The organism is Polaribacter sejongensis (genome assembly GCF_038024065.1).
Lineage (GTDB): Bacteria > Bacteroidota > Bacteroidia > Flavobacteriales > Flavobacteriaceae > Polaribacter > Polaribacter sejongensis.
In genome coordinates this window covers 1463500-1488670 of record NZ_CP150667.1, presented here as the reverse complement: position 1 = coordinate 1488670, position 25171 = coordinate 1463500, and the positions used below count along the sequence as shown (strand labels likewise).

Sequence of the window (25171 nt, the reverse complement as noted above, 5' to 3'; positions counted from 1 at the left end):
TTCTTGATACAATTTTCCTTAATTTTAGCTTCTAAAATTTCGAGCATTTGTTAACACAACTTTCCATTAATAACTACGCATTAATCAATCACTTATCTATTGATTTTTCTTCAGGTTTATCTATTATTACAGGTGAAACCGGAGCAGGTAAATCTATACTTTTAGGAGCTTTAGGATTGGTTTTGGGTAACAGAGCAGATTTATCATCCTTAAAAGATACAAGCACTAAATGTGTTGTAGAAGCTAAAGTTGCTATTGCGAATTACAATTTAGAAGAATTTTTTAACGAAGTAGATTTAGATTACGAAGCAGAAACCATTATTAGAAGAGAGATTTTACCATCTGGTAAGTCTAGAGCTTTTGTAAATGATACGCCCGTAACGTTGTCTGTTTTAAATAAATTAAGAACAAAATTGATTGATGTGCATTCTCAGCATCAAACCATAGAATTATCAGACAATCTTTTTCAGTTTTCAATTTTAGATGCTTTAGCAAAAAATACAGCAAAAATAGCTTCTTACAAACGTGGTTTTTCGCAGTTAAGTAAATTAAAGAGAGAATTTTCTAAATTAAAAGACCAACAGAAAGAAGCTAATCAACAATACGAATACAATTTGCATCTTTTTAAAGAGTTAGAAGAAGCTAAAATTAAGGCGGAAGAACAAGATGATTTAGAGGAACGTTTAGAAAAGCTGAATAATATAGAAGATATAAAAGGGAATTTATCGGAAGCTTTAGAAATTACGGTGAATGAAGAAATCGGAATTCAGAATTTGCTAAATACATTAGAAAATAGATTGTCTAAAATTGCAACATTCTCTAAAGAATATCAAGTACTTTCAGAAAGAGTTACTTCTGTGAAGATTGAAATCGATGATATTGTTTCTGAGTTAGAAGACGCTAATGAAAATGTAGATTTTAATCCGAATGAAGCAGAAGAAATTAACGATAGATTACAATTACTATATAATTTACAGAAGAAACATACAGTAAGTAATAATGTAGAATTACTTAAAGTTTTCGAAGAACTTTCAAAAAAAGTAGCGCAAGTAGAGTCTGCAGACGAAGTCATTATTGAGAAGCAAAAGGAGATAGATGAAATTTCTTTAAAATTAGATAAAGTTGCCGATTTAATTTCGAATGCAAGAACAAAGTCAATTCCTAAATTAAATAAAGAACTACAAGCTTTATTGTCTGATTTAGGTATGGAAAACGCTCGTTTTTCAATAAAAATAAAACAAACTAAAAATTATTTTGCAAACGGAAAAGACGAATTAGAATTTCTTTTTTCTGCAAACAAAGGAGGTAGTTTTGGAGAATTGAAAAAAGTAGCTTCTGGTGGAGAATTGTCTAGAATTATGTTGTCTGTAAAAACAATTTTATCAGAAAACACACAATTACCAACCATTATTTTTGATGAAATTGATACTGGAGTTTCTGGTGAAGTTTCAAATAAAATAGCCGCAATTATGCAAAAAATGAGTGCTAATATGCAAGTAATTGCTATTACGCATTTACCGCAAATTGCTGCAAAAGGAGCGAATCATTACAAAGTGTATAAACAGGAAGTAAAAGGAGTAACCACAACCAATTTAAAACTTTTATCTACAGATGAAAGAATTAAAGAAATTGCAGAAATGCTAAGTGGTAAAGATATCTCTGACTCTGCACTTACCCACGCAAAAGAATTATTGAATTAGTTTATATAAAACTTAAAAGTTTATAATGTCATTTCGAAATGAGCTTTTTAGCCTTTCGACTTCGCTCAAGATAAACTAATGAGAAATCTCATAAAACAAACACTAACAACATGTACAACTTACTAAAAGGAAAAAAAGGAATTATTTTTGGTGCTTTAAACGAAAATTCTATCGCTTGGAAAACGGCACAAAGAGCACATGAAGAAGGAGCAGAGTTTGTGTTAACTAATGCACCAGCTTCTATTAGAATGGGTGAATTAGATGTTTTAGCAAAGAACACAAATTCTCAAATTATTCCTGCAGATGCAACTTCAATAGAAGATCTAGAAAACTTGATAGAAAAATCTATGGAGATTCTAGGTGGTCAAATCGACTTTGTATTACATTCTATTGGTATGTCTGTAAATGTTAGAAAAAAGAAAGCTTATACAGATCCAAATTACGATTTTACTGAAAAAGGTTGGGATGTTTCTGCGGTCTCTTTTCACAAAGTTTTAAATGTTTTGTATCATAAAAAAGCTATGAAAGAGTGGGGGTCTATCGTTGCCTTAACTTATATGGCGGCGCAAAGAGTATTTCCAGATTATAATGATATGGCAGATAATAAAGCGTATTTAGAGTCTATTGCACGTAGTTTTGGCTACTATTTTGGTCGTGATTTTAAAGTGAGAGTGAATACCATTTCTCAATCACCAACGCCAACTACTGCCGGAAATGGCGTAAAAGGTTTCGATGGATTTATCAATTTTTCTGAAAAAATGAGTCCGTTAGGTAATGCTTCTGCGGCAGATTGTGCAGATTATACCATTTCACTTTTCTCTGATTTAACCAAGAAAGTAACTTTACAAAATTTATTTCACGATGGCGGATTCTCTAACATGGGAGTAAGTGATGCTGTTATGGATAAATTTGAATAACCATATATTCAATCTGATTTTTTTAAAATAGCTTCATATAAATATTTTTATTTGAAGCTATTTCTTGTTATGAGGTTATCTTGAGTGTAGTGGAAAGACACTCACTTTTTTTTAATTAGAGAAATAATAAAAAAGAGCTCAAACAAATGCTTCAATAAGAGTTAAACTAGTTTACTTATTTAAGCTTTATAAGCATCAATAAGCCCTTGTATAACTTCCGAAGTCAACTCAAAACCTTTTAGTTGAGGCCAACCTTCCCAAACAACAATCCCATTAGGATCAATAATTATACAATGCGGAATTCCTTTAATTTCTAAGGCTCTATTAAGTCTAGCTCTTCTATCAATCGCACTATAATATTCAATTTTAGCTTTATTAAAACGTTCAATTTTAGCCGTAGATTCATTACTGAGACCAATAACCACCATCTCTTTAGCAAACTCTTTATAAAAAGAATTCATTTCTGGAATACCTTTTACACAAGGTCCACACCAAGTTGCCCAAAAATCGATTAAAACAAATTTACCTTCCGTTTCAGGTTTATCCGTTAACCATTTACTAACCACTAATTCTGGTGCTTTTTTATTTAAAAAAGACTTGGCCCACATCTTTTTTTGTTGCGCGTAGGAAGTCATAAAAAAGAGACAAATAGATAATAAGGTAATTTTTTTCATCTGTTTTTTATTCTATGATTTCGTAATCAATACTTAATTTTCTTAGTGCTCTTAAAGAAGAACCAGTATTTTTATCTTCCATTTCAATATCTACAACGTCACCTTCTAAAAGTATTTCTGTAAGTTCATTAGATAAAGATTCAGAAATGTTCATCGAAATTTCTACAATACATCTAGCAATAGCTCTCTTATCTGGTCTTTGTGCATCACAAGACAATAAGTTTATTTTCATAATATTTATTTGTAAATGCAATATACAAGAATTGAAATAAGAACAGTCAGTATATTCATTCCGATATAATTTTTTTTAAGAGATTGAGGAATCTCGTAGCTTTATAATTAATAGATTTTTACTGCTTTATAGGTCATGATTAATAATGCAAGATGAACCATCATTGTGAATGATAAAGGATTTCAATTATTTTATATTCAATCTTATAGAATAAGTTTAGATTTTTTGTTTCTTTTTTCATCTATAGAAAAAAGAAAAGAATACTATCTTTACTATAACCAAAAAACGAATAATGAAAGTAGTTACACTTACCATAAATCCTGCGTTAGATAAAAGTGCTAAAATAGATGAAATGACACCTTTTGATAAATTAGAGTGTTATGATATTACCTATCATCCGGGAGGAGGCGGTGTAAATATTTCTAGAGTTTTACACCGGTTGGCTGTAGAAAGTCATTGTTTGTTTCCTTACGGAGGTAAAACAGGAGAGCATTTGGTAGAGTTGTTACAAGAACAAAATGTACAAGTAATTAGTACGCCAATTTCTAATTTAACTAGAGAGAATTTTGCGGTCTTTAATACAGAAACAAAATTACAATATAGATTCGGAATGCCTACAAGTCCGTTTTCTGAAGATGAATTAGCCCATTTAGAAGCGTTAATAAATGTACAGGTGGCTACCAATGATATTTTTGTTATTAGTGGAAGTTTACCAAAAGGATTGCCGACAGATTATTACTCTAAAATCATTCAGAACTTAACAGTAAAAGGCGTAAAAGTAATTGTTGATACCTCCGGACCTGTTTTTAACGAAGTTTTAAAAAATGAATTGTTTTTAATAAAACCGAATCAAAAAGAATTGGCCAGATTAGCAGGTAAAAAATCTTTAAATAAAGTAGCACAAGAAGCTTTTGCAATGCAACTCGTTACAAATAAAACAGCACAATATGTAGTAGTTTCTTTAGGGAAAGATGGTGCGTTTATGGCGCATAAAAACGGAATTGAATATGTTTCGTCACCTGTGATTTCTGTAAATAGTACTATTGGAGCAGGAGACAGTATGGTGGCAGGTTTAATTTATGCAATCACACAAAATGAAACTCCTAAAAATATGTTACGTTGGGGCGTTGCCTGTGGTGTATCTGCAACCTTAAGTGAAGGATCTGATTTGGCACACAAAGAAAATATAGAGAAAATTTTAAAATTATTATAAAATGGTATTTAGCATTTTTTAGAAACAAAGTAATCGCTTTGTAAAATAGATGTGAAATTATCCTGATTTTTTTTTTTACGGATGATAAATTTTTTAGGAAGCTATTTCCTGCTTTCCACTATATCTTTTTTATGAAAAATAAAAAAGGATGTCGTTTCAATCAGGGCTAGAACTGCTTGCTAACTTTTTTTAAAGTAGCAATCAAGTAGCTTTTTATCTATTTCCTCTTCTTGTCATTTCCTCTTCCGTAATAAAACTATCTCCGTTTGTATCTCTTTGATCAAAATTTTCTTTCAACCTTCCTTTTACTTCAGATTTGCTTAGTTTTTTATCTTTATTGGTATCCATTTTGTCTAATAATTCAGAAAAAAAAGGAGGAGTATTATTGTTATTTCTAGCTGGTTTTTGTTCCGTTTTAGTTGCTTCTTTTTGTGTTTGTATTGTTGATGTGTCTGTATTTAATTTTGTGGTTGGTGTTATGTCTTTAACAGCCCTCACGTAATTATAGACATATTTTACATCGCCTTGTGGACCAAAATATTCTGGATAATTTTCTTTCATACCACTTTTAGGATCACTTCTTTGTGCTCCAGCTCCATGAACATCCATTAAACGATTTCTCATTTTACCTTGTGCTTCTCCAAAAGCAATATAAACGGCACTTGCAAACGGATTTCTACCGTCTAAATGAGAAGTGCTCGTCGAAAAATAAGGATATTGTTCATCTCCATTCGGATCAGTAATTTTTGTGGTTTCAAAAAGAGGATTAATTGCTGGTGAATTTGTTGTTTGTATAGATCGCGAATAATCAACAATACTTTGTAGTTCTTTTGCATTTGGCAAACGCCAATCTGAATGAGAAGCCAATTCTAAATTTTCAGCATAAGAAAGAGACGTTTCCCAGTCTTTACCTATTCCATCATCTGCTTTTTGCCACATTAATCCTGTTGCTAAATCACTAATAGTTCCATCATTGTTGTCAATAAAATTATTTTCTCCGTAGGCTGTATTTCCACGAACCATTCTAAAATACATTTTATTCTCATTTTTAGTTCTAGGATTATTTTTAGGATATCCTTTAATTCTACCATCAACAAAATTTACTCCAAAAACAGTTGCATCAGCATTCATGGTTTTACCAACATATTCGGTGGCGCTCCAAGTTTGTGCATCAATTTCACGTTCATTGGCATTGATATCACCTAAAGGTTGATTGAAATATTCGGTATCAATAAACATTTTAATAGCTTTTTCACCTTTTACTTGTCCAGAGAATAAAATAAGAGAATACAATTCTTTAATCGTAGGGATTCTCCAATCTGAATAACCACCTAAAGTAGCATTCTCGGCTTTAGAAAAAGCTTCCTCAAAAGTCATTTTTTCTCCCATGTCTTTTTGCCACATCAATCCAGTAACATTGTCTGTTATGGTTTGGTTGTTATTGTTTGTGTAAGAAGGAGTATTGCCTAAATAATTAGCATCCTGACCGTAAAAAGCTTCGTTTACTGTGGGATTAGAAATACTTTCTACATCAGAATAAAAGTCTTTTACATTCGTGTCTACAATTGGGTAAGAAAGTTGTTGCGCTGTTTTATTTTTAATTACAATACTTTTATCTACTGGAATTTTCATTAAATCTTTTGCAAAAAGCACATTTCCTTTATAGTTTTTCCTCATTTCTGCGGTAGTAGCTGCTTCGTCAATATCTGTAAAATTAAAATGAGTTAACACTACGTTTTTAACATTCGCTTCTTTTGCCATTAAAGAACTTTCAGCCAAATTAACATGTGCTTTTTGGGTGTTTTTTCTATTATTCTGATTTCCATTAGGTCTAGCTTTTTTGCCTAATTCAATAGCTCCGCCAGAATCCATAATTAAATAATCGACATTTTTTGCCAAGACAGATAAGGATTTAGAATAGATTAAATCTCCAGAAATTACAATAGATTGGTTGCTAGTTTCAAAACGATATGCGAGTGTAGTAATGGTGTGATTTACGGGAGTGGTGGTAATTTTTATCTCTCCAATAGTAAAAGACTCATTTCCTTTCAAATCGGTATATGTACTGTTTTTAATGGCATTTTTTAAACTTCGACCAGATTTAGAAAGTCGATAATTAATATCTTCCTCATAAGTATCTAAAATATTATGAACCATGGTAGTGGTAGGGGCAGGACCTGAAATAGTTACTTTATTTCCGCCTAAAAGAGATTGAATAAAAATAGGCGTAAACTCTTCATTATGATCTAAATGATGATGTGTAAACAACAAGCCGTCTATACTTCTTATTTTGGTATTGAGTTTATTCAAATTAGCTTGGGTTCCGTTCCCCATATCAACCAAAATATTAGTGTTTTTGTAAGAAATTAATACTGAAGGTCCAGCTCGTTCTGTATTAAATTTTGGCGAACCAGAACCAATAATTGTAGCATTTAACTGGTTGGTGTTTTGTTGAGATAATAAAGGGAAATTGATACTTAAACAAAGAGCAATTAAAAGAAAATAGGATCTCATAAATAAGTTTTTGTATAAGACCTAATTTTATGTGTAAGGTTTAATTTATTATAAAAACTATTAATTTTAGAAGTACTGTCATTCCAAAATGAGTTTTTTTAAGTGACAGCAGATGTTCATTTTCTTTTTTCTTGCAGAAAAGCTTTCTTAACTTTAGAGTTTAAAATCTAGCTATTTTTAAGAAAAACCTCTTTTTTTTAATAGAATGTTATTTGGATTCTTTTTTTTTCCAAACAGCACTTTTTGTTAAAAGAGTTAGTGTTACAAATATTAAAAGAAGTATAATTTTTCCAATTAAATAACCAAAACCATATTCAGTTAATCTATCAAAATCATTATTTAGAATATTAAAAATACTGATTAGTAATATTATCGAAATTACAGAAGAAATATAAAATATTATTTTTTTCATTTTCAGATTATTCAAAAAGAAGGTAACTGTTAAATTACCTTCTTTTATTTAATTTACAAACTATTTAGTTACTGTAGTTGTAGATGGAGTATAAATTCCGAATGTTAAAGCAGATACTAATCCGTTAACAAATGATTGTCTAGTGAAAACAGTATAATCTTTTGCACCATCTGCCATTTTTTTAGAGTCAGAAACTCCAACTGGAGCTAATCCATAAACAACATAATGATTCCATTGAGTTGTTTGAGAATTCCCTTTAGCACCTTCACCTACAACACTTGTGTAAGAATAACAAGAAGATAATAACATTGATGAAGCAAATAAAACAGTCATCATTTTCATTGAATTTTTAATCATTTTTTAAGTTTTAAATTAAACATTATTTATAATACTCTTTATTGAGTTTTGTTAGGGCATTTTATACCCATAATTTATGCAGATTAGTCTTTCATTTTGCAAATGAAGTTAATCTTTTTTAAGTTTTATATTCTAATTTAGAAATTCTTTCATAGCAAATAAGAAGAATTTGTAATGTTAAAATTAGTGATAATATTGGTTTTAGACTTCTTTACTTTTAATTTTTTTTGTGTTTTTTTTAACATAATCCTTATAGGTTGATTTTAAAATAATTACAAATATTTAAATTGTAACTACATTTCTTATTACTTGATTATAATTTATAAACTAGGTTAAAAATCATTGTTTTCTATGTAAAAGTAGTCCCTAATGAATTGAATTAAGTAAGGCTTTCCGTAAAGTGATTCGTTTTATAGTAGTCATGCTGAAATAAGTTTGTTTTCAGTATTTGAGAAATTTCACTTTCAGGTAATTTTTAGATTTCCCCTCCTTTGTCGTTCTAAATGACAAAGGTGAGTTTTGATTAAGTTTAGAAGAGCGAGGTAACCATTCTACTCTATATTTTTTATATGATATATATTAGGTTAAGTATGTCATTTCAAAATGAGTTTTTTCCGATTGGGGAATCTTATTTTGTAATGATTATAAATGTTCTCTGTAAGTTCATTATTGTATTTATTAAATAAAAGCGAATTGTATATAAATCACCATCTATTCTAAGTATTTCACTGCACTTATCAATCGATAAAAAGAAAGAATTAAAATAAATTATAACCCTACAAAATAAATAGACATCGTATTTTTTAATAATGTAATGATTTGTTATATAGTGTTTTAGTGAAATGTGTAACCGTTGGGTATAGTATGTTTAAACGTTTAAATATTTATAAAACACAATAAAATGTTATTTTTGGTAGCTGATTATCATTTAAATAATTAAAGAACAAACAAATGGCAAATACATTATTTGACAAAGTATGGGATTCACACGTTGTTCGTCAAGTTAAAGACGGACCAGATGTGTTTTTTATAGACCGTCACTTTATCCACGAAGTTACAAGCCCTGTAGCTTTTTTAGGCTTAGAAAGTAGAGGAAACAGTGTTGTATATCCTGCGCGTACATTCGCAACGGCAGATCACAACACACCAACCATAAATCAACATTTACCTGTAGAAGATCCTTTATCTGCAAATCAGTTAGATGCTTTAGAAAGAAATGCAAAAAAGCATGGTATTTCTCACTGGGGTTTAGGAGATCTTAATAATGGAATTGTACACGTTGTAGGTCCGGAAAACGGAATTACATTGCCTGGAGCAACTATTGTTTGTGGAGATTCTCATACATCTACGCATGGTGCTTTTGGTGCTATTGCCTTTGGTATTGGTACTTCGGAAGTAGAAATGGTATTATCTACACAATGTATTATGCAACCAAAACCTAAATCGATGCGTATTAACGTAAACGGTAAATTAGGTTTGGGTGTAACTCCTAAAGATGTTGCTTTATATATTATTTCAAAACAAACGACTTCTGGTGCAACTGGATTTTTTGTTGAATATGCTGGAGATGTTTTTGAAGATATGTCTATGGAAGGTCGTATGACTGTGTGTAACTTATCTATAGAGATGGGAGCACGTGGAGGTATGATTGCTCCAGATGCTAAAACTTTCGAATATTTAAAAGGTCGTGCTCAAACTCCTAAAGGAGCAGATTGGGACACCGCAATGAAATATTGGGAAACTTTATATACAGAAGAAGGAGCAGAGTTTGATGTTGAATTTAATTATGACGCAGCAGATATCGAGCCAATGATTACTTACGGAACAAACCCAGGAATGGGAATGGGCGTAACTAAATCAATTCCTACTGCAGAAAGTTTAGAAGGTGGAGTAGAAACTTACAGAAAATCATTAGGATATATGTCTTTTAACGAAGGAGATTCTATGATTGGAAAAGAAATAGACTTTGTGTTTTTAGGTTCTTGTACAAACGGACGTATAGAAGACTTTAGAGGATTCTGTTCTATTGTAAAAGGAAGACAAAAAGCACCTAATGTAACTGCTTGGTTAGTACCAGGATCACATAAAGTGGTAGATCAAATAAAAGCAGAAGGATTAGATAAAATAATTACAGATGCAGGTTTTGTTTTAAGAGAACCAGGTTGTTCAGCTTGTTTGGCTATGAATGATGATAAAGTTCCTTCAGGAAAATTATCAGTTTCAACATCAAACAGAAACTTCGAAGGAAGACAAGGACCAGGATCTAGAACATTATTAGCTTCTCCATTGGTAGCTGCAGCATCTGCAGTTAGCGGAGTAGTAACGGATCCAAGAACAATTTTAAACGCTAACGCTTAACACAGAAAACATGGCTTACGATAAATTTGACGTACTAACAAGTACAGCATATCCTTTACCTACAGAAAATGTAGATACAGATCAAATAATTCCTGCTCGTTTCTTAAAAGCAACTGAGCGTAAAGATTTTGATATCAATTTTTTCCGTGACTGGAGATTTGAACAAGACGGAACACCAAAAGCAGATTTTCCATTAAACAAAGAAATTTATGCAGGTTCTAAAATATTAGTAGGAGGTAGAAACTTTGGTTCTGGTTCTTCTAGAGAGCACGCAGCTTGGTCTGTGTACGATTTTGGTTTACGTTGCGTCATCTCATCTGCCTTTGCAGATATCTTTAAAAATAACTGTTTAAACGTAGGGGTTTTACCTGTACAAGTTTCTGCAGCATTTGCAGACACATTATTTGCTGCAATTATGGCAGATCCTAAAACAGAAATTAAAGTAGATTTACCAAACCAGAAAGTAACTTTAGTTGCAACTGGTGAATCTGAATCTTTTGTAATTAATACCTACAAAAAAGACAATATGTTAAACGGTTTTGATGATATTGATTACTTAAAAAACATCGAAAACGAAATTTCTGCTTTTGCTGAAACAAGACCATTTTAAGAATACTTTTTTAGGTTAAATATGGCTAGAAGAAAGATTGAAATAATGGATACGACACTACGTGATGGAGAACAAACATCAGGAGTGTCGTTTTCAGTTTCCGAAAAATTAACAATCGCAAAATTACTCTTAGAAGAATTAAAAGTAGATCGTTTAGAAATAGCATCTGCAAGAGTTTCTGAAGGAGAATTAGAAGCTGTTAAAAAAATAACTTCTTGGGCTTCTGAACAAAAATGTTTAGAAAAAATAGAAGTATTAACTTTTGTTGATGGAGGAAAATCTATCGATTGGATGCTAGAGGCTGGCGCTAAAGTTCAGAATTTATTAACCAAAGGATCTTTAAACCACTTAACACATCAACTTAAAAAAACGCCAGCACAACATTTTGCAGATATCAAAGCAAATATTGAGTCGGCTGCTACGCATAACATTAAAACCAATGTATATTTAGAAGATTGGTCTAACGGAATGCGTAATTCTAAAGAATATGTTTTTGAATATTTAGATTTCTTAACGGCTCTAAATATAGAACGTATTTTATTGCCAGATACTTTAGGTATTTTAACGCACGATGAAACTTTTAAATTCATTGCTGAAGTTCGAGAAAAATACCCAACAACGCATTTCGATTTTCATGGTCATAATGATTATGATTTAGGAGTTGCCAATGTTATGGAAGCTATAAAAGCGGGTGCAAATGGTTTGCATTTAACCATAAATGGGATGGGAGAACGTGCAGGAAATGCACCAATGGCAAGTGTAATTGCTGTTATTAATGATTTCCTTACGGATGTAAAAATCACTGTTAATGAAAAAGCATTAAATAAAGTTAGTAAACTTGTAGAAACTTTTTCTGGTTTTCGAATTCCTGTAAATAAACCGGTTGTAGGTGCAAATGTTTTTACGCAAACTGCCGGAATTCATGCAGATGGAGATAATAAAAACAACCTTTATTTTAATGATTTAATGCCAGAACGTTTTGGTAGAAAACGTAAATACGCATTAGGAAAAACATCTGGAAAGGCAAATATTCAGAAAAACTTACAAGATTTAGGTCTGAGTTTAAATGATGAAGAGCTAAGGAAAGTTACCCAAAGAATTATTGAATTAGGCGATAAAAAAGAAGTCGTTTCTCAAGAAGATTTACCTTATATTATTTCTGATGTTTTAGACAGTAATGCTATTGAAAAGCGTGTTGTTGTAGAAAATTATGTTTTAGGACATGCAAAAGGAATGAAACCATCTACCACTTTACAATTAAGAGTAGAAGGCGTGCAATATGAAGCACATGCACAAGGAGATGGGCAGTTTGATGCCTTTATGAATGCTTTGCGTAAGTTGTATAAAAAACACAGTAAAAGAGATTTACCGTCTTTAATAGACTATGCGGTAAGAATTCCTCCGGGAAGTAATTCTGATGCTTTGTGTGAAACAATTATCACTTGGAAATTAGAAGAAAAAGAATTTATTACTCGTGGTTTAGATTCAGATCAAACAGTATCTGCAATTAAAGCTACCGAGAAAATGTTGAATATTATTTAAAAAAAGTTCGCAGTAGGCAGTATTCAGTCTGTCAGTTCGAGTGATTTTCGATTCTTTTTTAAAAATTATATCGAGAACATTTTAGAAAACGAAAAACTATTCAATAATTAAAACATCTCGATACAAAATTCTTGAAAAAAGAATTTCACTCGATGTGACATTACGATAAAAAAGTAAATTTAAAATTAAAAGATTGAATTATTTAATCTTTTAATCATTCAATAAAAATTAAACACATGAAATTAAATATCGCATTATTAGCAGGAGACGGAATAGGACCTGAAGTAATTGACCAAGCAGTAAAAGTATCTGATGCAATTGCTAAGAAATTTAACCACGAAATTACTTGGAATCCAGCTTTAACTGGTGCTGCTGCAATTGATGCAGTTGGTGAACCTTATCCAGATGCAACACATGATATTTGTGTAGCTTCAGATGCTGTTTTATTTGGTGCAATTGGGCATCCAAAGTATGATAATGATCCTTCTGCAACGGTTCGTCCAGAGCAAGGTTTATTAAAAATGCGTAAAAAATTAGGCTTATTTGCAAATGTAAGACCAACGTTTACGTTTCCTTCTTTGTTAGATAAATCTCCATTAAAAAGAGAAAGAATAGAGGGAACTGATTTGGTTTTTTTACGTGAATTAACTGGAGGAATTTACTTTGGTGAAAAAGGTAGAAGAGATGGTGGTGAAACTGCATTCGATAATTGTGTTTATACAAGAGCTGAGGTACAAAGATTGGCTGTAAAAGGTTTTGAATTGGCAATGACTCGTTCTAAAAAATTATGTTGTGTAGATAAAGCAAACGTTTTAGAAACTTCTCGTTTATGGAGAGAAACTGTACAAGCAATGGAAAAAGATTATCCAGAGGTTGAAGTTTCTTATGAGTTTGTAGATGCAGTTGCAATGCGTTTGGTACAATGGCCAAATAGTTATGATGTTTTAATTACTGAAAACTTATTCGGAGACATTTTAACGGATGAAGCTTCTGTGATTTCTGGTTCTATGGGATTAATGCCAAGTGCATCTGTAGGAACTGAAAATGCTTTATTTGAGCCAATACACGGTTCTTATCCGCAAGCAACAGGATTAAATATTGCAAACCCAATGGCTACTGTTTTATCTGCAGCAATGATGTTTGAAAACTTTGGTTTACATGAAGAAGGAAAAGCAATTAGAGCAGCTGTAAATAGTGCTTTAGATGCAGGTTTTGTTACTGAAGATTTAGCAGACGGAGGAAAATCTTACGGAACTAAAGAAGTAGGAGACTGGTTAGCTAAAAATATCTAGGATTATCTATGTCCGTTCGAGCCCAGTCGAGAACTTATTGAGGTTTTAAATCTTAAATAATTTCTTCTTCTTTACGCAACGAGACAAAAAGTATATATTAAAAAAGGTTCGCAATTTGCGAACCTTTTTTAGCTTTAAAATGTATGTTCTTATTTTGTTTTTTTAGCTCGTTTTACCAATTCTAATTTATCTGTAGTTGTTTTTGTAGTAAAGAAACCATAATTAATAGTTACTTTTTTCTTATCAATTTTATCGATTGTACCCACAGAGTTTGAGCCAATAACTTTTACGCTATCATCAATTTGATAATTGTACTCAGACTTTTCTTTGGCTATCTTAGCTTCTTCTATTTTCTTTTCTTTTCTAACTTCTACAACTTTTTGTAATACTTCTTTTTCTACTTTTTTAATAATCTCTTGCTGTTGTTTTTCGGCTACTTTTGCTTTGTGCTTTTGTGCTTTGGTTACAGGAGCTATAGGTTTTTTCATGACTTGTTTTACTTTTAAGTCGGCAACCCATTTATTGAAATTAGTATTTAATTCCTTTTTATTATTGGTTTGAAAGTATTTGTTAAGTAACTCATTTGTTTTTCTTCCTAAAGAAAGCATTCTTTGGTTTTGATCATATAATTCTTGAAAACCAGATAGTTTATCTTGAACACGTTGTTCTTTTTCTTGTAAATTATCTAAATGCTCTTGTCCTTTAAATTTTTGTTGCTCTAAATTATCAGAATGCTTTTGTAATCGATTACGTTCTTTTTGAAGTTTAGAAATTGTTTTATCTAAACGCACTTTTTCTGTTTCAACACGTTTTTTAGCTTTATTGATAATGCTAAACGGAATTCCATTTTTCTGAGCAACTTCAAACGTAAAAGAACTACCTGCTTGTCCAATAAATAATCTATATAGCGGTTCTAATGTACGTTCATCAAACTGCATGTTTGCATTGGTAACATTTTCTAATTCGTTTGCTAAGACCTTTAAGTTGGAATAATGGGTGGTTATAATTCCGAATGCTTTTTTATAATAAAATTCTTCTAAGAAAATTTCTGCCAAAGCACCACCTAATTCAGGGTCTGAACCTGTACCAAATTCATCAATTAAAAACAAGGTGTTAGGTCCACATTTACGTAAAAAGTTACGCATGTTTTTTAAACGATAGCTATAGGTACTTAGTTGGTTTTCTATAGATTGATTGTCTCCGATATCTGTTAAAAAAGTATCAAAAATATACGTCTGACTGCGTTCATCAACAGGAATTAAAATACCACTTTGTAGCATTATTTGCAATAAACCAATGGTTTTTAAAGTGATACTTTTTCCACCAGCATTAGGACCCGAAATAACAATAATTTGTTGTTTTTCATTTAGTTCTATACTTTGAGAAATGGTAGGTAAATCTTGTTGTTTATTTTTTCTCCATAAAATGGGATGATATGCGTTCTTAAAATAGATTTTCTTTTCTCTAGAAATTTTAGGCAAAACAGCATTCATTTCAACGGCATATTTTGCCTTTGCTCCAACAACATCAATATGAATTAAAAAAGATAGATATTCTTCTAATAAATAAACATACGGACGAACAGTGGCAGATAATGCGCGTAATATTTTTACAATTTCTTGCTTTTCGTCATAAATTAAATTTTGATATTCTCTAGAGTATGCAAGTGTTGCTTGTGGCGCAATATAAACGATGTTACCAGATTTTGAAGAACCTAATAAACTACCAGCAACCTTTTTTCTGTGCATTGCAGAAACAGCTAAAACACGCTGATTGTCTACAACGGTTTCTTTAATATCATCTAAATGACCTGCAGAAATTGCTCTAGATAAAGCGCTAGAAAAACTCGCACCAATTTTTCCACGAACATTATTTATGTCTTTTCTTATTTGTCTTAAAGAATCTGAAGCGTTGTTTTTTACTTCACCAGAAATATCAATTATTTTTTTGATTTCATCATCTATAAAAGTGGTGAATTCAATTTCTTGTGAAAGCTCGAAAAAAGTTGGGAATTGCACATTAAATTTCTTGAAAAATTTAATCAATTCGTTTACGGTTAAAGAAGTAGTGGCAATTTTTAGAAAAGCATCGGTTTCTACAAAGCTATTTTCTATAGCCAAACGTTTTACATTTTCTGTAATATTATCGAAACTATGATTGGGAACTCTATTTTCACTTTGAAAAGAAGAAACGTATTCGTTTACCAAATACAACTCTTTAAAAAGTGCTTTTTTATTAATGATAGGTTCAATCTCAGTAACTTGTTCTTTACCCAAACCAGAAATACAATGTTCTGCAACATGCTGTAAAACTGTAGAAAATTCTAAATCTTGTAATGTCTTGGATGATATGTTATTGTTCAAAAAAAGTCGATTTTATTGCGAACACAAATCTATAAATTCTTTTCGTTTGGTTTTAGAAACTGGCACTCTTTTTTTGTTCTCTAATACAATATATCCTTCATTTTCGAAATGACGCACTTTTTCTAGGTTTATAATGTGAGATTTATGGCATTTGTAGAAGAAATTATTCATCATTTTTTCATACTTCCCTATATTGTAGGAGCTTACGATTTCTGTGTTGTCTATAAGGTGAATTTTGGTATAACCATCAAATCCTTCTATATGTATCACTTCTTTTTGCGGAATAAAAGAAACACCTTTAATAGTTGGTATAATTAACTTGTTTGAGTTAGAATTTGTTTCTGCAATAAACTGTAAAAGGTTTGCATTTTTTTCGTTCTCGTGTTTTAAAGTGATACTTTCTTTTGCTTTATGAACAGCTTTTATTAAATCATCATCATCTATTGGTTTTAAGATGTAACCAATAGCACATTTTTTAAAGGCTTCTATAGCATATTCGCTAAAAGCAGTAACAAAAATTACTTGAAAATTGATTTCTCTTAATTTTGATAACAATTCAAAACCATCAATTCGGGGCATTTCTACATCCAAAAATAAAATATCAGGTTGTTGTTTTGTGATGTTGGTAATTGCTTCTTCTGGTTTTTGGTAAGTACCAATGATGCTTATGTCTGGAAACAAATTAGCCATCTTTTTCTCCAATCCTTTTAGGTTAGAAATTTCATCATCAACAATAATAGCAGAGATTGTATTCATGTTATTTGCTTTTAATTATAAAAGTAGATATGTTTCCTTTTTCATCGTTTTTAGGATGTAATTCTTCTGTAAAATACAAAATCTCCCATTCTTCTAAAGTGTTTAAATAGGTTAAACGTTGTTGTAAAACGTTAGAAGACTTTATTTTTTTACTTTTGGACTTTGTGTTTATAAACCCAACACCATCATCTATAATTAAAACTTTATAAGTTAAAGTATCTACTTTTTTGAAGTTGATGGTCACTGTACCTGTATCAAATTTATTGAAAATTCCATGGTTTACAGCATTTTCTACAATGGGTTGTAACAGCATTGTTGGTATTTTCGTGTTTTTAATATCAATAGCATCATCAATATTAATTTGGTATTCTAGTTTTTCTCTAAAGCGTAGTTTTTCTATTTCTAAATAATTGGTAAGCAGTTTTATTTCTTCGGTTAATGTGATGGTCGTTTCTTTAGACAGTTCGAAAAAACGTCTAATTAGTTTAGAAAATTTTACTAAATATTTTTCTGAAGCTTCAAAATTATTTTCATTAATAAAATATTGAATGGCGGCCAAAGAGTTGAATACAAAATGTGGATTCATTTGCGAGCGAAGTGCTTTTAATTGAATCTCAGAAAGTTGTTTTTCTTGAAAAAGCTTTTTACTTTTTTGCTGTTGGCTTCGTTTACTTAAATACCAAACAGCTCTAAAAAACAAACTTGTTAAAGTTAAAAGTACGATGGCTTTAAACCAAAATGTTTGATGCCATAAAGGAGTAATTGTAAATTCAATTTTCTTTTTAATATTTTGTGATTCAACTTTAAATATATAAGTATTGGGCTGTAAGTCATTAAAATTAATATTGGTTGTTTCAGTAGCTTTCCAATCACTTAGTAGTGGTTCTAATTTGTAATTATAGCTAAAGTTGGTGTTGTTTTCAGTAAAATCTATTCTAGAAATTGCAATACTAATATTGTTGTTTTCTAAGTATTTAAAAGTATTGTTATTTTTAGTTACTGTTTGGTTGTTGTACGTTAATTTATCGATATAAATATCTAGTAACTGGTTGGTGATTTCTTGTTTTTTGGGTAAAATAGCAATACCATTATTTGTGCTTAGAATAAGGTCATTGTTATAAATATATATATCATTAACTTGTTGCGAAGGAATACCGTTGGCGACTGTTAATTTTTTTTCTAAAGTATAATTCTCATCCTTTAATACATATTTAAAAAGACCAGAGTTGCTGGCCAACCAAATATCTTTGTTTTCTACAAAAGCATTATTAACAATTAAAAATTCTGATTTTGGTAATTGTTCTATCTTATTTAAATCGGTAATAAATGATCCAAATCCATCTGTATTTAACAATACATGGGTTTTAGATATTTTTGTAATGCTTAGAATCGGTTTAGAAAATATTTGTTTATTAAAAGTAACTTCACTTAGTGCTTCATTTTTAATTTGCTTTAAGCCGTTTGTAGTAGCCACCAATAATCGATCCTTAAAAACCATTAAATTGGTAATTCCTCGTTGGTTATAAACTTTAAGTATTTTCAGGTTGTTTGTATCAATTTTATTAATTCCTGCAGTAAAATCACCATACAAATAATTGTTATAATAAGTTAAGTCTCTAGCAGTTTGATTTGTATAAAAAGGGTATTCTGTAAAATTAAACTCCTCGGAGGCTTTAGTATTTTTTTTACGTATAATTTTATTCTCCGAAATATAGAAAGCTGTTTTTAAGGAATCTATATAATTAGAACTAAAAATGTAATTATTTTGGTTAATAAACGGTATAAAATCTTTTTTGTCAGGTTGATATTTAAAAAAACCTTTGTTGTAAATATTTGCAATTATAGTATCGTTTATCTTGTTGGTTTTAAGAATGTTTTCGTGTTCATAAGCATATTTAATACTTCTTTTAGCTTTAGTCAATTTGTAAACACCATGTAAAAAAGTAGCAATCCAAACCGTTTCTTTTTTATCAATCATTGCAAAATGTGCATCTAATTTTTTAGGAATTAAAACTGTTTTTGTAATGTGATAGTTCTCATCTAAAATACCTACAAAGCCTCTTCCTGTAATTTGAATTTGATTGTTTATGAGCTGTATTCTGGTGTGTTGAGATTTACTGATACCTACTTCATCTTTAAAATTGCGTTTATACAGTTTTAACGTATTTAAGTTTAATATTGAATAATATTTATCTGCTGTCCAATAAAACAAACTATCTGTTATTTGACCTCTATAATGGACAGTGGTTAGAATATTTTTAAGATTGGGTACCTTTTTTATATTTCCGTTTTTGTAGGTTAATTTTATAGTGTCTAAATTAGTACTTGTCTCGTAAGAAGTAATAGTTGGGTGTTTAAGATAAACTGGTGTTCTTTTTTTTAAGGAAGTCTTTTCTGAGACTAATTTCCATTTATCATTAATTAATTCATGCGCTCTAGAATTACTTGTTAGTATAATTTGGTTGCCTATTTGACTCGTATAATTGGGAGTGAATATTTCATTTTTAACCTCACTTTCAAAAGCATAAACACTATCGTTTTTTATATAACCTAATTTAGATGTTTTAGATAAATACCATAAATTACCATCTGGTGTTGGATGAATTCCCCAAATATCATTGGTGGACAAACTATTTCTTGTCGTAAAAGTTTTTAAGGTGTTACCATTATATTTTACTAATCCTTTGTCTGTAGCAAACCAAATAAAACCATAAGCATCTTGTACAATTTTATAAATATGATTGCTTGGTAAGCCATCTTTTACAGTAATATTTGTGTATTGTTGAGAATAGGAAAAACTCCATAACATAGTTATAAATAAAGTGATATGGAGTTTTAACATTGGTAATTCTAATTTCTCTTTTTCAAATGTGGTTGTGGATTACTAATTTACAATAACTTTTTTAGTTAACCATTTATCTTTACAAACAAGCTTTAAGAGATGTTTGTCTTTTAATAAAGCTTATGTATTATCGCTACCATCACAATTACTATCTATTTTATCATCTAAAAATTCTCTGGTATAAGGATGAATTTTTTCATCAGTATCATCACAATCTAAATTATTGGTAACCCCTTCTGCTGGAGTAGCTTTTTGTGAGCCATAACCATCACCATCTTCATCTATATAATATTCAACAATATCTATAATTCCGTCGCAATTATCATCGATTCCATTTTTTTCTATTTCTACAGCTTTTGGGTGTATTTCTGCATTATCATCATTACAATCTCCAGCAAACCAAGAATAATTATCTGGAGCAGTGGTATTGTTTTCAATTTCAATAATAATCGGAGTTTCACTACCAAAACCATCTCCATCTTTATCTGAATAAAAAGTGTAAGCAAATTTCCCGTTACAATCTTCATCTATATCATTATCTGGTATTTCTGTAGCACCAGGATAGACATCAGCATTAGTGTCATCGCAATCAATATCATTTTCTACATATCCTTCTGGTTGTTCTCCTTCCATTACAGCAGTACCTGCCAAACCATATCCGTCACCATCTGAATCTTTATGCCATACATATTCTTTTAAATCAGGAACTCCAGAACAACCCGCTCCAATAATAAAAATAGCAGTTATTAAAAGTGCTATGGGTATAAATGTGTTTACAATTAATTTTTTCATAATTTTTGTTTAAATAGTTATTGTTTTTGATTTTAATTTGAGATATAAATAAGCCGTTATGCTTATAAAAATAAATGCAATAAATTGAGAATGTGATAGGTAATCTTGAATAACAAAACCTCTTAAATCTCCTCTAAAAAGTTCTAAAAGACTCCTTGCAATTGCATATAGTATGATGTAAGAAAAAAATACTTGTCCATCAAATTTCTTGTTTTTTCTAATGATAAAAAGCAAACCCATAATTATTAGAATAGAAAAGACTTCGTATAATTGGGTAGGGTGCACGGTTACAGAATTTGTGGTTGGAAAACTCATTCCGAAAATAGAATTTGTTGGTTTGCCATAACAACAACCTGCAAAAAAACAACCCATTCTACCAATTGCATGCACAATGGTTGTGGTAATAGCTAGAATGTCCATTAAAGGTAAAATTGTTATTTTATGTTTTTTTAAATACCAAAAAGTAAATATTATTATGCAGATAAAGGAACCATAAAAAACAAATCCACCAGAAAAAATATTAAAAATATTTTTGGGGTTTTGTATGTAATAAATAGGTCTTTCAAAGAATAAAAATAATTTTCCACCCATATAACCAGTAATAAAGATTAAATAAAAAAAGATGTTTGGTAAAACGAGATTTAGTCTTTTCTTAGTTTGCCATTTTGTATATAAAATGGCTAATAGTGTACCAAAAACAATACAAATTGCATACGTATAAATAGTAATGTTTTGATATTCTAATAGTTTTGGATACATTTTTATAGTTTTTTAATCTGGTATTTCTACCAATTACTTTAGTAAATAATTCGATTACATGACTAGAGATGTATCAAAGTATTTATTTTTAAGCCTTTTACAAGGTGTTATTTGTATAAATGATAACCTTATTTAAGATAAGTTGGTTTTCATTAAAGGAAAGAAAAACTCCATATGATTTTTTAAAGAATATGGAGTTTTAATATTGAAAATCTAATTTCTCTTTTTCAAGGATGTTTTAGAGAGTGATTAATTTACAATCACTTTTTTAGTAGATGATTTTTCTTTGCTAACCAGTTTAAAGAAGTAAATCCCTTTTGATAAATTTAAATTAGAAATTATATTCTTACCGATGTTTACGTCTCTTTTTTTAATTTCTTTTCCGGTAATAGAGTAAATGAATAATTCAGACCTCTCTAAAGTGGTAATATTCATTTTTCCGTTAGTCGGGTTTGGGTATAAAGAAAACTCTAGTGTATTATATGCATTAGTACTTAATGCAGTACATTCAGCCTGATTATTCACAAAGTTTGATGTTGTATCAATGTTTGTCCAATTGTTTGCACTCCAGGTAGCGTTATCAACTTCTATACAAGTTAGACTTGGATTGTTAATCGCATTAAAGAGTGTAAAAAGAGTATTGTTACCGTTTTTTACATTTAAAGAATGTAGTGCATTAGACTGCATGTCTAAAGAGGTTAATAAAGTGTGCGCACTTACATCTAAATATGTAAGTTGATTATGGCTAACATTTAAATTAGTTAAGGCTGTAAAATCGTCTATACCCGTTAAGTCTGAAATATTTTTACTAGAAACATCTAAATTAGATATAGTATTTATATTGTCTGTAAACACTTTGTTATCTGGAGTTCCTTTATCTAAACCTGCATTTATTAATGCCATTTCAAAATTGTTATCAGGAATCGTAGTTTCTAAAGAAACTGCAGTGTTGTAAGTATTTGTTATTACAGGTGCATTATAGTCGAAATAAATATTCGCAGTCGTATTAAAAGTATCACCAATAACTGAGGTGCTTTTAGGTTTTATTTTATAAAATAACCAACCATGACTAGCAGGTTCATTACTAGTACTATCTGCCAATTGTATGTTTTCAAAAATAAATTCTACTTTATTTGTGTTGGTAATAGCAGTTCTGTAAGAATGACTAGCTGCAATTGGCTGAAAAGTAGCCATGTCTAAATCTACATCAATAATGTCTTTTACTACAATGTTTATTGCTGATGCTGTACCCGTATTCTGAAAACGAACTCTATACGTTAAATCATTTGGTACTTGTGTGGTGCTAATTTTATCACCTTCAAAACAAACCACATCATTGGGGTCGTAAGCATTTACAATAATATCAGAAAAAACATGGGTGTTATCTGTAGGTGTTGCATCACCTGTTAAAGGTGTAATAGAAGTGGTGTAGGTAATTGTATCTCCTCCATTTACCGGATTTATAGGATCTGTAGGTGTATTTATGGTAAAATGAACATCAATATAACTTTCTTGAAAAGGAAGAAGGTTTGTATAGTTCCAAGTTAAAGAATTACTTGTTTGAGTGTCTGGTGTGGTACTCGCATTATTAAATAATTCTTGATTTTCATTAAAATTTAAAGTAACCGTTCCGAATGGAATAATTGTAGAACCATTATTTTTATAGAATATTCTTAACTGTGTATCGAAACCAGGTCTAGATTCCGATGTTGTAAAAGAATATATTTCTACATCGTCTATTTGAGTATTTGCTGTAATACAAAAATCGATAGTTTCTGTGTTACCCGACCCCGTAAAATTAGTGGTTTGTGTAGTTGGAGTTGCTGTAAAATATGAAGGGAAGTTTGGTATTAATTCAGTTGTTACAGAAGTGTCATTAATATAAATTGTGTAGGTGCCATCTGCATCACTAAAAGCCGCCGCACTAACATTGGTACTTGTACTATTAATTCTAGTATTTACAGATTTTGTATCTGCAGCATCGCAACCATCATTATTAAAATCAAAAGAAACTGTACCAGTTATTGTATTAGAATTTACAGGCACAAAAGAACAATATTCTGTAAAGTTGGTTTGCGAATCTATGTTTGCATAGATTCCTGCAGCAACGGTGGCATCATCAACGCAAATAGAGAATAAATTTGGATTGTTATTTGCGACTAAATTATTACCAGAAATGCTAGATGTATTTCCATTTTTAAGATTTAAGCTGCTTAAATTAGGATTAGAGTTACAGTGTAAAGCATTTAAATTTGTAAAACTTGATAAATCTAAATCTGTTAAAAGGTTACCTGTACAATATAGGTTATTTAATGTTGTACTTGTTGTAGTGTCTAAACTTGTTATTTGATTTCCATTACAACCAAGTGTAGACAAAGAAGTGTTAGATAATGTATTTATCGTTGTTAAGTTATTGTTACTACATGAAAGGTTAGACAAGCTTGTATTTAAGCTTACGTCTAAAGAATTGATAGCGTTATCACTACAAATTATAGTAATTAACCCTGTATTTAAACTTGTGTCTAACGTTGTTAATTGGTTATTGCTACATATTAATGTTACTAAAGTAGCTGTAGAAGGTAAGGTTAAACTTGTTAATAAATTATTGGCAGCATTTATAGAGGTTAGTCCAGTTGATACGGAGGTATCTAAAGTTGCTAATTGATTATTGCTGCAGTTTAAAGTTTTTAAAGACGATGATACTGGTAAAGTTAAACTTGTTAATGCGTTATTAGAGGCGTTTAAAGTAACTAAGCCTGTAGACATGGAAGCATCTAAAGTTGTTAAGTTATTTTGATTACATGAAAGTTTTGTTAAAGTAGTACTAGCAGGTACTGATAAATTAGTTAAAGTATTAGAATATACAGAGATATCTATTAGACCTGTGGCGATAGAAGCATTTAAAGTAGTAATACTATTACTCCAAGAATGTAAATGAGTTAATGTATTAGAAGAAGGTAGTGTTAAACTAGTTAAGTTATTGTTATAACTTTTTAAGGTGATAAGGGAGGTGTTGTTTGTAGCATCTAAGCTAGTAATCTGATTTTGAAAACATTCTAGGTTTGTTAAGGCTAAAGAAGATGAGGTGTTTAATGATGTAAGCTGATTATATTCACATTTTAAACTTTCTAATAAAGGCGTATTTGTTATGTTTAAATTTGTTAATACATTATTATTTGTGATTACAGATGTTAATGCTGTTTGATTAGAAAGATCTAAAGTAGATAAGTTATTGTAAGAAGTATTTAATGTTGTTAATGTTCCTGAATTTGGAAGTATAATTGTTGAAATACCTATGGCCATTCCACTAAAATCATTATAATTAATATTTGAAGCACAATCTAAATATGTTAGATTAGATAATGCAGATAGGTCTAAACTCGTTAAATCATTATTACTACAAGTTAAAGAGGTTAAATTAACAAAAGCTTCTATTCCTGTAAAATCTGAAAGACTGCCTTCCAAAAATCCCATAATTTCAAAACCTTGATAGCCAGAAATAATTAATTCAGTAACAGCAGCGGCTTCGGATACCTGTATTTCATTATCATTATTAGTATCTATACTTGGTGAGTAGTTTAGAAGTGCTTGTTTAAATTCAGTATCTGGGATATTTACAATTTGGCAGAAAACCGTGCTAGAAATAAATAAAAAAGTTAGAGAAAGTAGTTTTAGTTTCATAAAGTTGATTTTTTTTCAAAGTTAGGGCTTGTTTTTAGCGGAGTAAAGAGGTAAAACATTGTTTTTTAATAGTTAAAAGACGTATAAAGCTAAGAGTTTTTAAGTTGTTTCTGATGGTACATTAGAGTAAACAATGGTTTGGTTAAAGGAAGCGTCT

18 protein-coding genes are annotated in these 25171 nt (G+C 30.3%); 7 read left to right on the top strand and 11 right to left on the bottom strand.

The genetic code is table 11. The features are described from left to right. Positions 1-47: 47 nt before the first annotated feature. Positions 48-1700 carry a DNA repair protein RecN gene (gene recN / locus WHD08_RS06270; RefSeq protein ID WP_208888817.1) on the top strand — a complete coding sequence of 551 codons (1653 nt, stop codon included), beginning with the start codon at positions 48-50 and terminating at the stop codon, positions 1698-1700. A gap of 110 nt (positions 1701-1810) precedes the next feature. Further along, entirely contained in the window at positions 1811-2617 is an 807-nt protein-coding gene (locus WHD08_RS06265) for an enoyl-ACP reductase FabI (protein WP_208888818.1), read from the top strand. Positions 2618-2796: 179 nt separating this feature from the next. Here the strand turns inward: WHD08_RS06265 and WHD08_RS06260 are convergent, their stop codons facing one another. Both WHD08_RS06260 and WHD08_RS06255 read right to left on the bottom strand, forming a co-directional pair. Beyond that, positions 2797-3291 carry a TlpA family protein disulfide reductase gene (locus WHD08_RS06260; RefSeq protein ID WP_208888819.1) on the bottom strand — a complete coding sequence of 165 codons (495 nt, stop codon included), beginning with the start codon at positions 3289-3291 and terminating at the stop codon, positions 2797-2799. 7 nt (positions 3292-3298) lie between these two features. After that, a complete protein-coding gene (locus WHD08_RS06255; protein ID WP_208888820.1) occupies positions 3299-3523 on the bottom strand; it encodes a hypothetical protein in 225 nt (74 codons plus the stop codon). Positions 3524-3815: 292 nt separating this feature from the next. Here WHD08_RS06255 and WHD08_RS06250 point away from each other — a divergent pair, with 292 nt between their 5' ends. Next, positions 3816-4736: a 1-phosphofructokinase family hexose kinase gene (locus WHD08_RS06250; RefSeq protein ID WP_208888821.1), complete on the top strand. Its 921-nt coding sequence runs from the start codon at positions 3816-3818 to the stop codon at positions 4734-4736. A 213-nt stretch (positions 4737-4949) separates the two neighbouring features. Here WHD08_RS06250 and WHD08_RS06245 read toward each other — a convergent pair whose 3' ends face one another. From WHD08_RS06245 to WHD08_RS06235, 3 genes are all read right to left on the bottom strand, one after another. Next, on the bottom strand, positions 4950-7250 hold the full coding sequence (locus WHD08_RS06245) for a DUF1566 domain-containing protein (protein ID WP_208888822.1): 2301 nt from the start codon (positions 7248-7250) through the stop codon (positions 4950-4952). Between the two features lie 208 nt (positions 7251-7458). After that, positions 7459-7662 carry a hypothetical protein gene (locus WHD08_RS06240; protein ID WP_208888823.1) on the bottom strand — a complete coding sequence of 68 codons (204 nt, stop codon included), beginning with the start codon at positions 7660-7662 and terminating at the stop codon, positions 7459-7461. Between the two features lie 60 nt (positions 7663-7722). Then, on the bottom strand, positions 7723-8019 hold the full coding sequence (locus WHD08_RS06235; RefSeq protein ID WP_208888824.1) for a Bor family protein: 297 nt from the start codon (positions 8017-8019) through the stop codon (positions 7723-7725). 951 nt (positions 8020-8970) lie between these two features. Between WHD08_RS06235 and leuC the strand changes: the two genes are divergently transcribed. The 4 genes from leuC to leuB all read left to right on the top strand — a co-directional run bounded on the left by leuC (position 8971) and on the right by leuB (position 13821). Further along, positions 8971-10377, top strand: a complete 1407-nt coding sequence (gene leuC / locus WHD08_RS06230; protein WP_208888825.1) for a 3-isopropylmalate dehydratase large subunit — start codon at positions 8971-8973, stop codon at positions 10375-10377. A gap of 10 nt (positions 10378-10387) precedes the next feature. After that, the gene (gene leuD, locus WHD08_RS06225) at positions 10388-10987 is read left to right on the top strand and encodes a 3-isopropylmalate dehydratase small subunit (protein WP_208888826.1); all 600 of its coding nucleotides are present in this window, start codon (positions 10388-10390) and stop codon (positions 10985-10987) included. 21 nt (positions 10988-11008) lie between these two features. Beyond that, complete coding sequence (locus tag WHD08_RS06220) at positions 11009-12529, top strand: alpha-isopropylmalate synthase regulatory domain-containing protein (protein WP_208888827.1); 1521 nt, start codon at positions 11009-11011, stop codon at positions 12527-12529. Between the two features lie 236 nt (positions 12530-12765). After that, on the top strand, positions 12766-13821 hold the full coding sequence (gene leuB / locus WHD08_RS06215; RefSeq protein ID WP_208888828.1) for a 3-isopropylmalate dehydrogenase: 1056 nt from the start codon (positions 12766-12768) through the stop codon (positions 13819-13821). Between the two features lie 149 nt (positions 13822-13970). Here the strand turns inward: leuB and WHD08_RS06210 are convergent, their stop codons facing one another. The 6 genes from WHD08_RS06210 to WHD08_RS06185 all read right to left on the bottom strand — a co-directional run bounded on the left by WHD08_RS06210 (position 13971) and on the right by WHD08_RS06185 (position 25014). Next, a complete protein-coding gene (locus WHD08_RS06210; protein ID WP_208888829.1) occupies positions 13971-16184 on the bottom strand; it encodes an endonuclease MutS2 in 2214 nt (737 codons plus the stop codon). A gap of 12 nt (positions 16185-16196) precedes the next feature. Next, on the bottom strand, positions 16197-16940 hold the full coding sequence (locus tag WHD08_RS06205; protein ID WP_165730115.1) for a LytR/AlgR family response regulator transcription factor: 744 nt from the start codon (positions 16938-16940) through the stop codon (positions 16197-16199). Between the two features lies 1 nt (position 16941). Further along, entirely contained in the window at positions 16942-19782 is a 2841-nt protein-coding gene (locus tag WHD08_RS06200) for a sensor histidine kinase (protein ID WP_208888830.1), read from the bottom strand. A gap of 120 nt (positions 19783-19902) precedes the next feature. Further along, positions 19903-20574 (bottom strand): putative metal-binding motif-containing protein, encoded by a 672-nt coding sequence (locus WHD08_RS06195; RefSeq protein ID WP_165730119.1) that lies wholly within the window; start codon positions 20572-20574, stop codon positions 19903-19905. A 9-nt stretch (positions 20575-20583) separates the two neighbouring features. Next, the gene (locus WHD08_RS06190) at positions 20584-21333 is read right to left on the bottom strand and encodes a prolipoprotein diacylglyceryl transferase (protein ID WP_208888831.1); all 750 of its coding nucleotides are present in this window, start codon (positions 21331-21333) and stop codon (positions 20584-20586) included. Between the two features lie 249 nt (positions 21334-21582). Beyond that, a complete protein-coding gene (locus tag WHD08_RS06185) occupies positions 21583-25014 on the bottom strand; it encodes a DUF7619 domain-containing protein (protein ID WP_208888832.1) in 3432 nt (1143 codons plus the stop codon). Positions 25015-25171 lie beyond the last annotated feature (157 nt).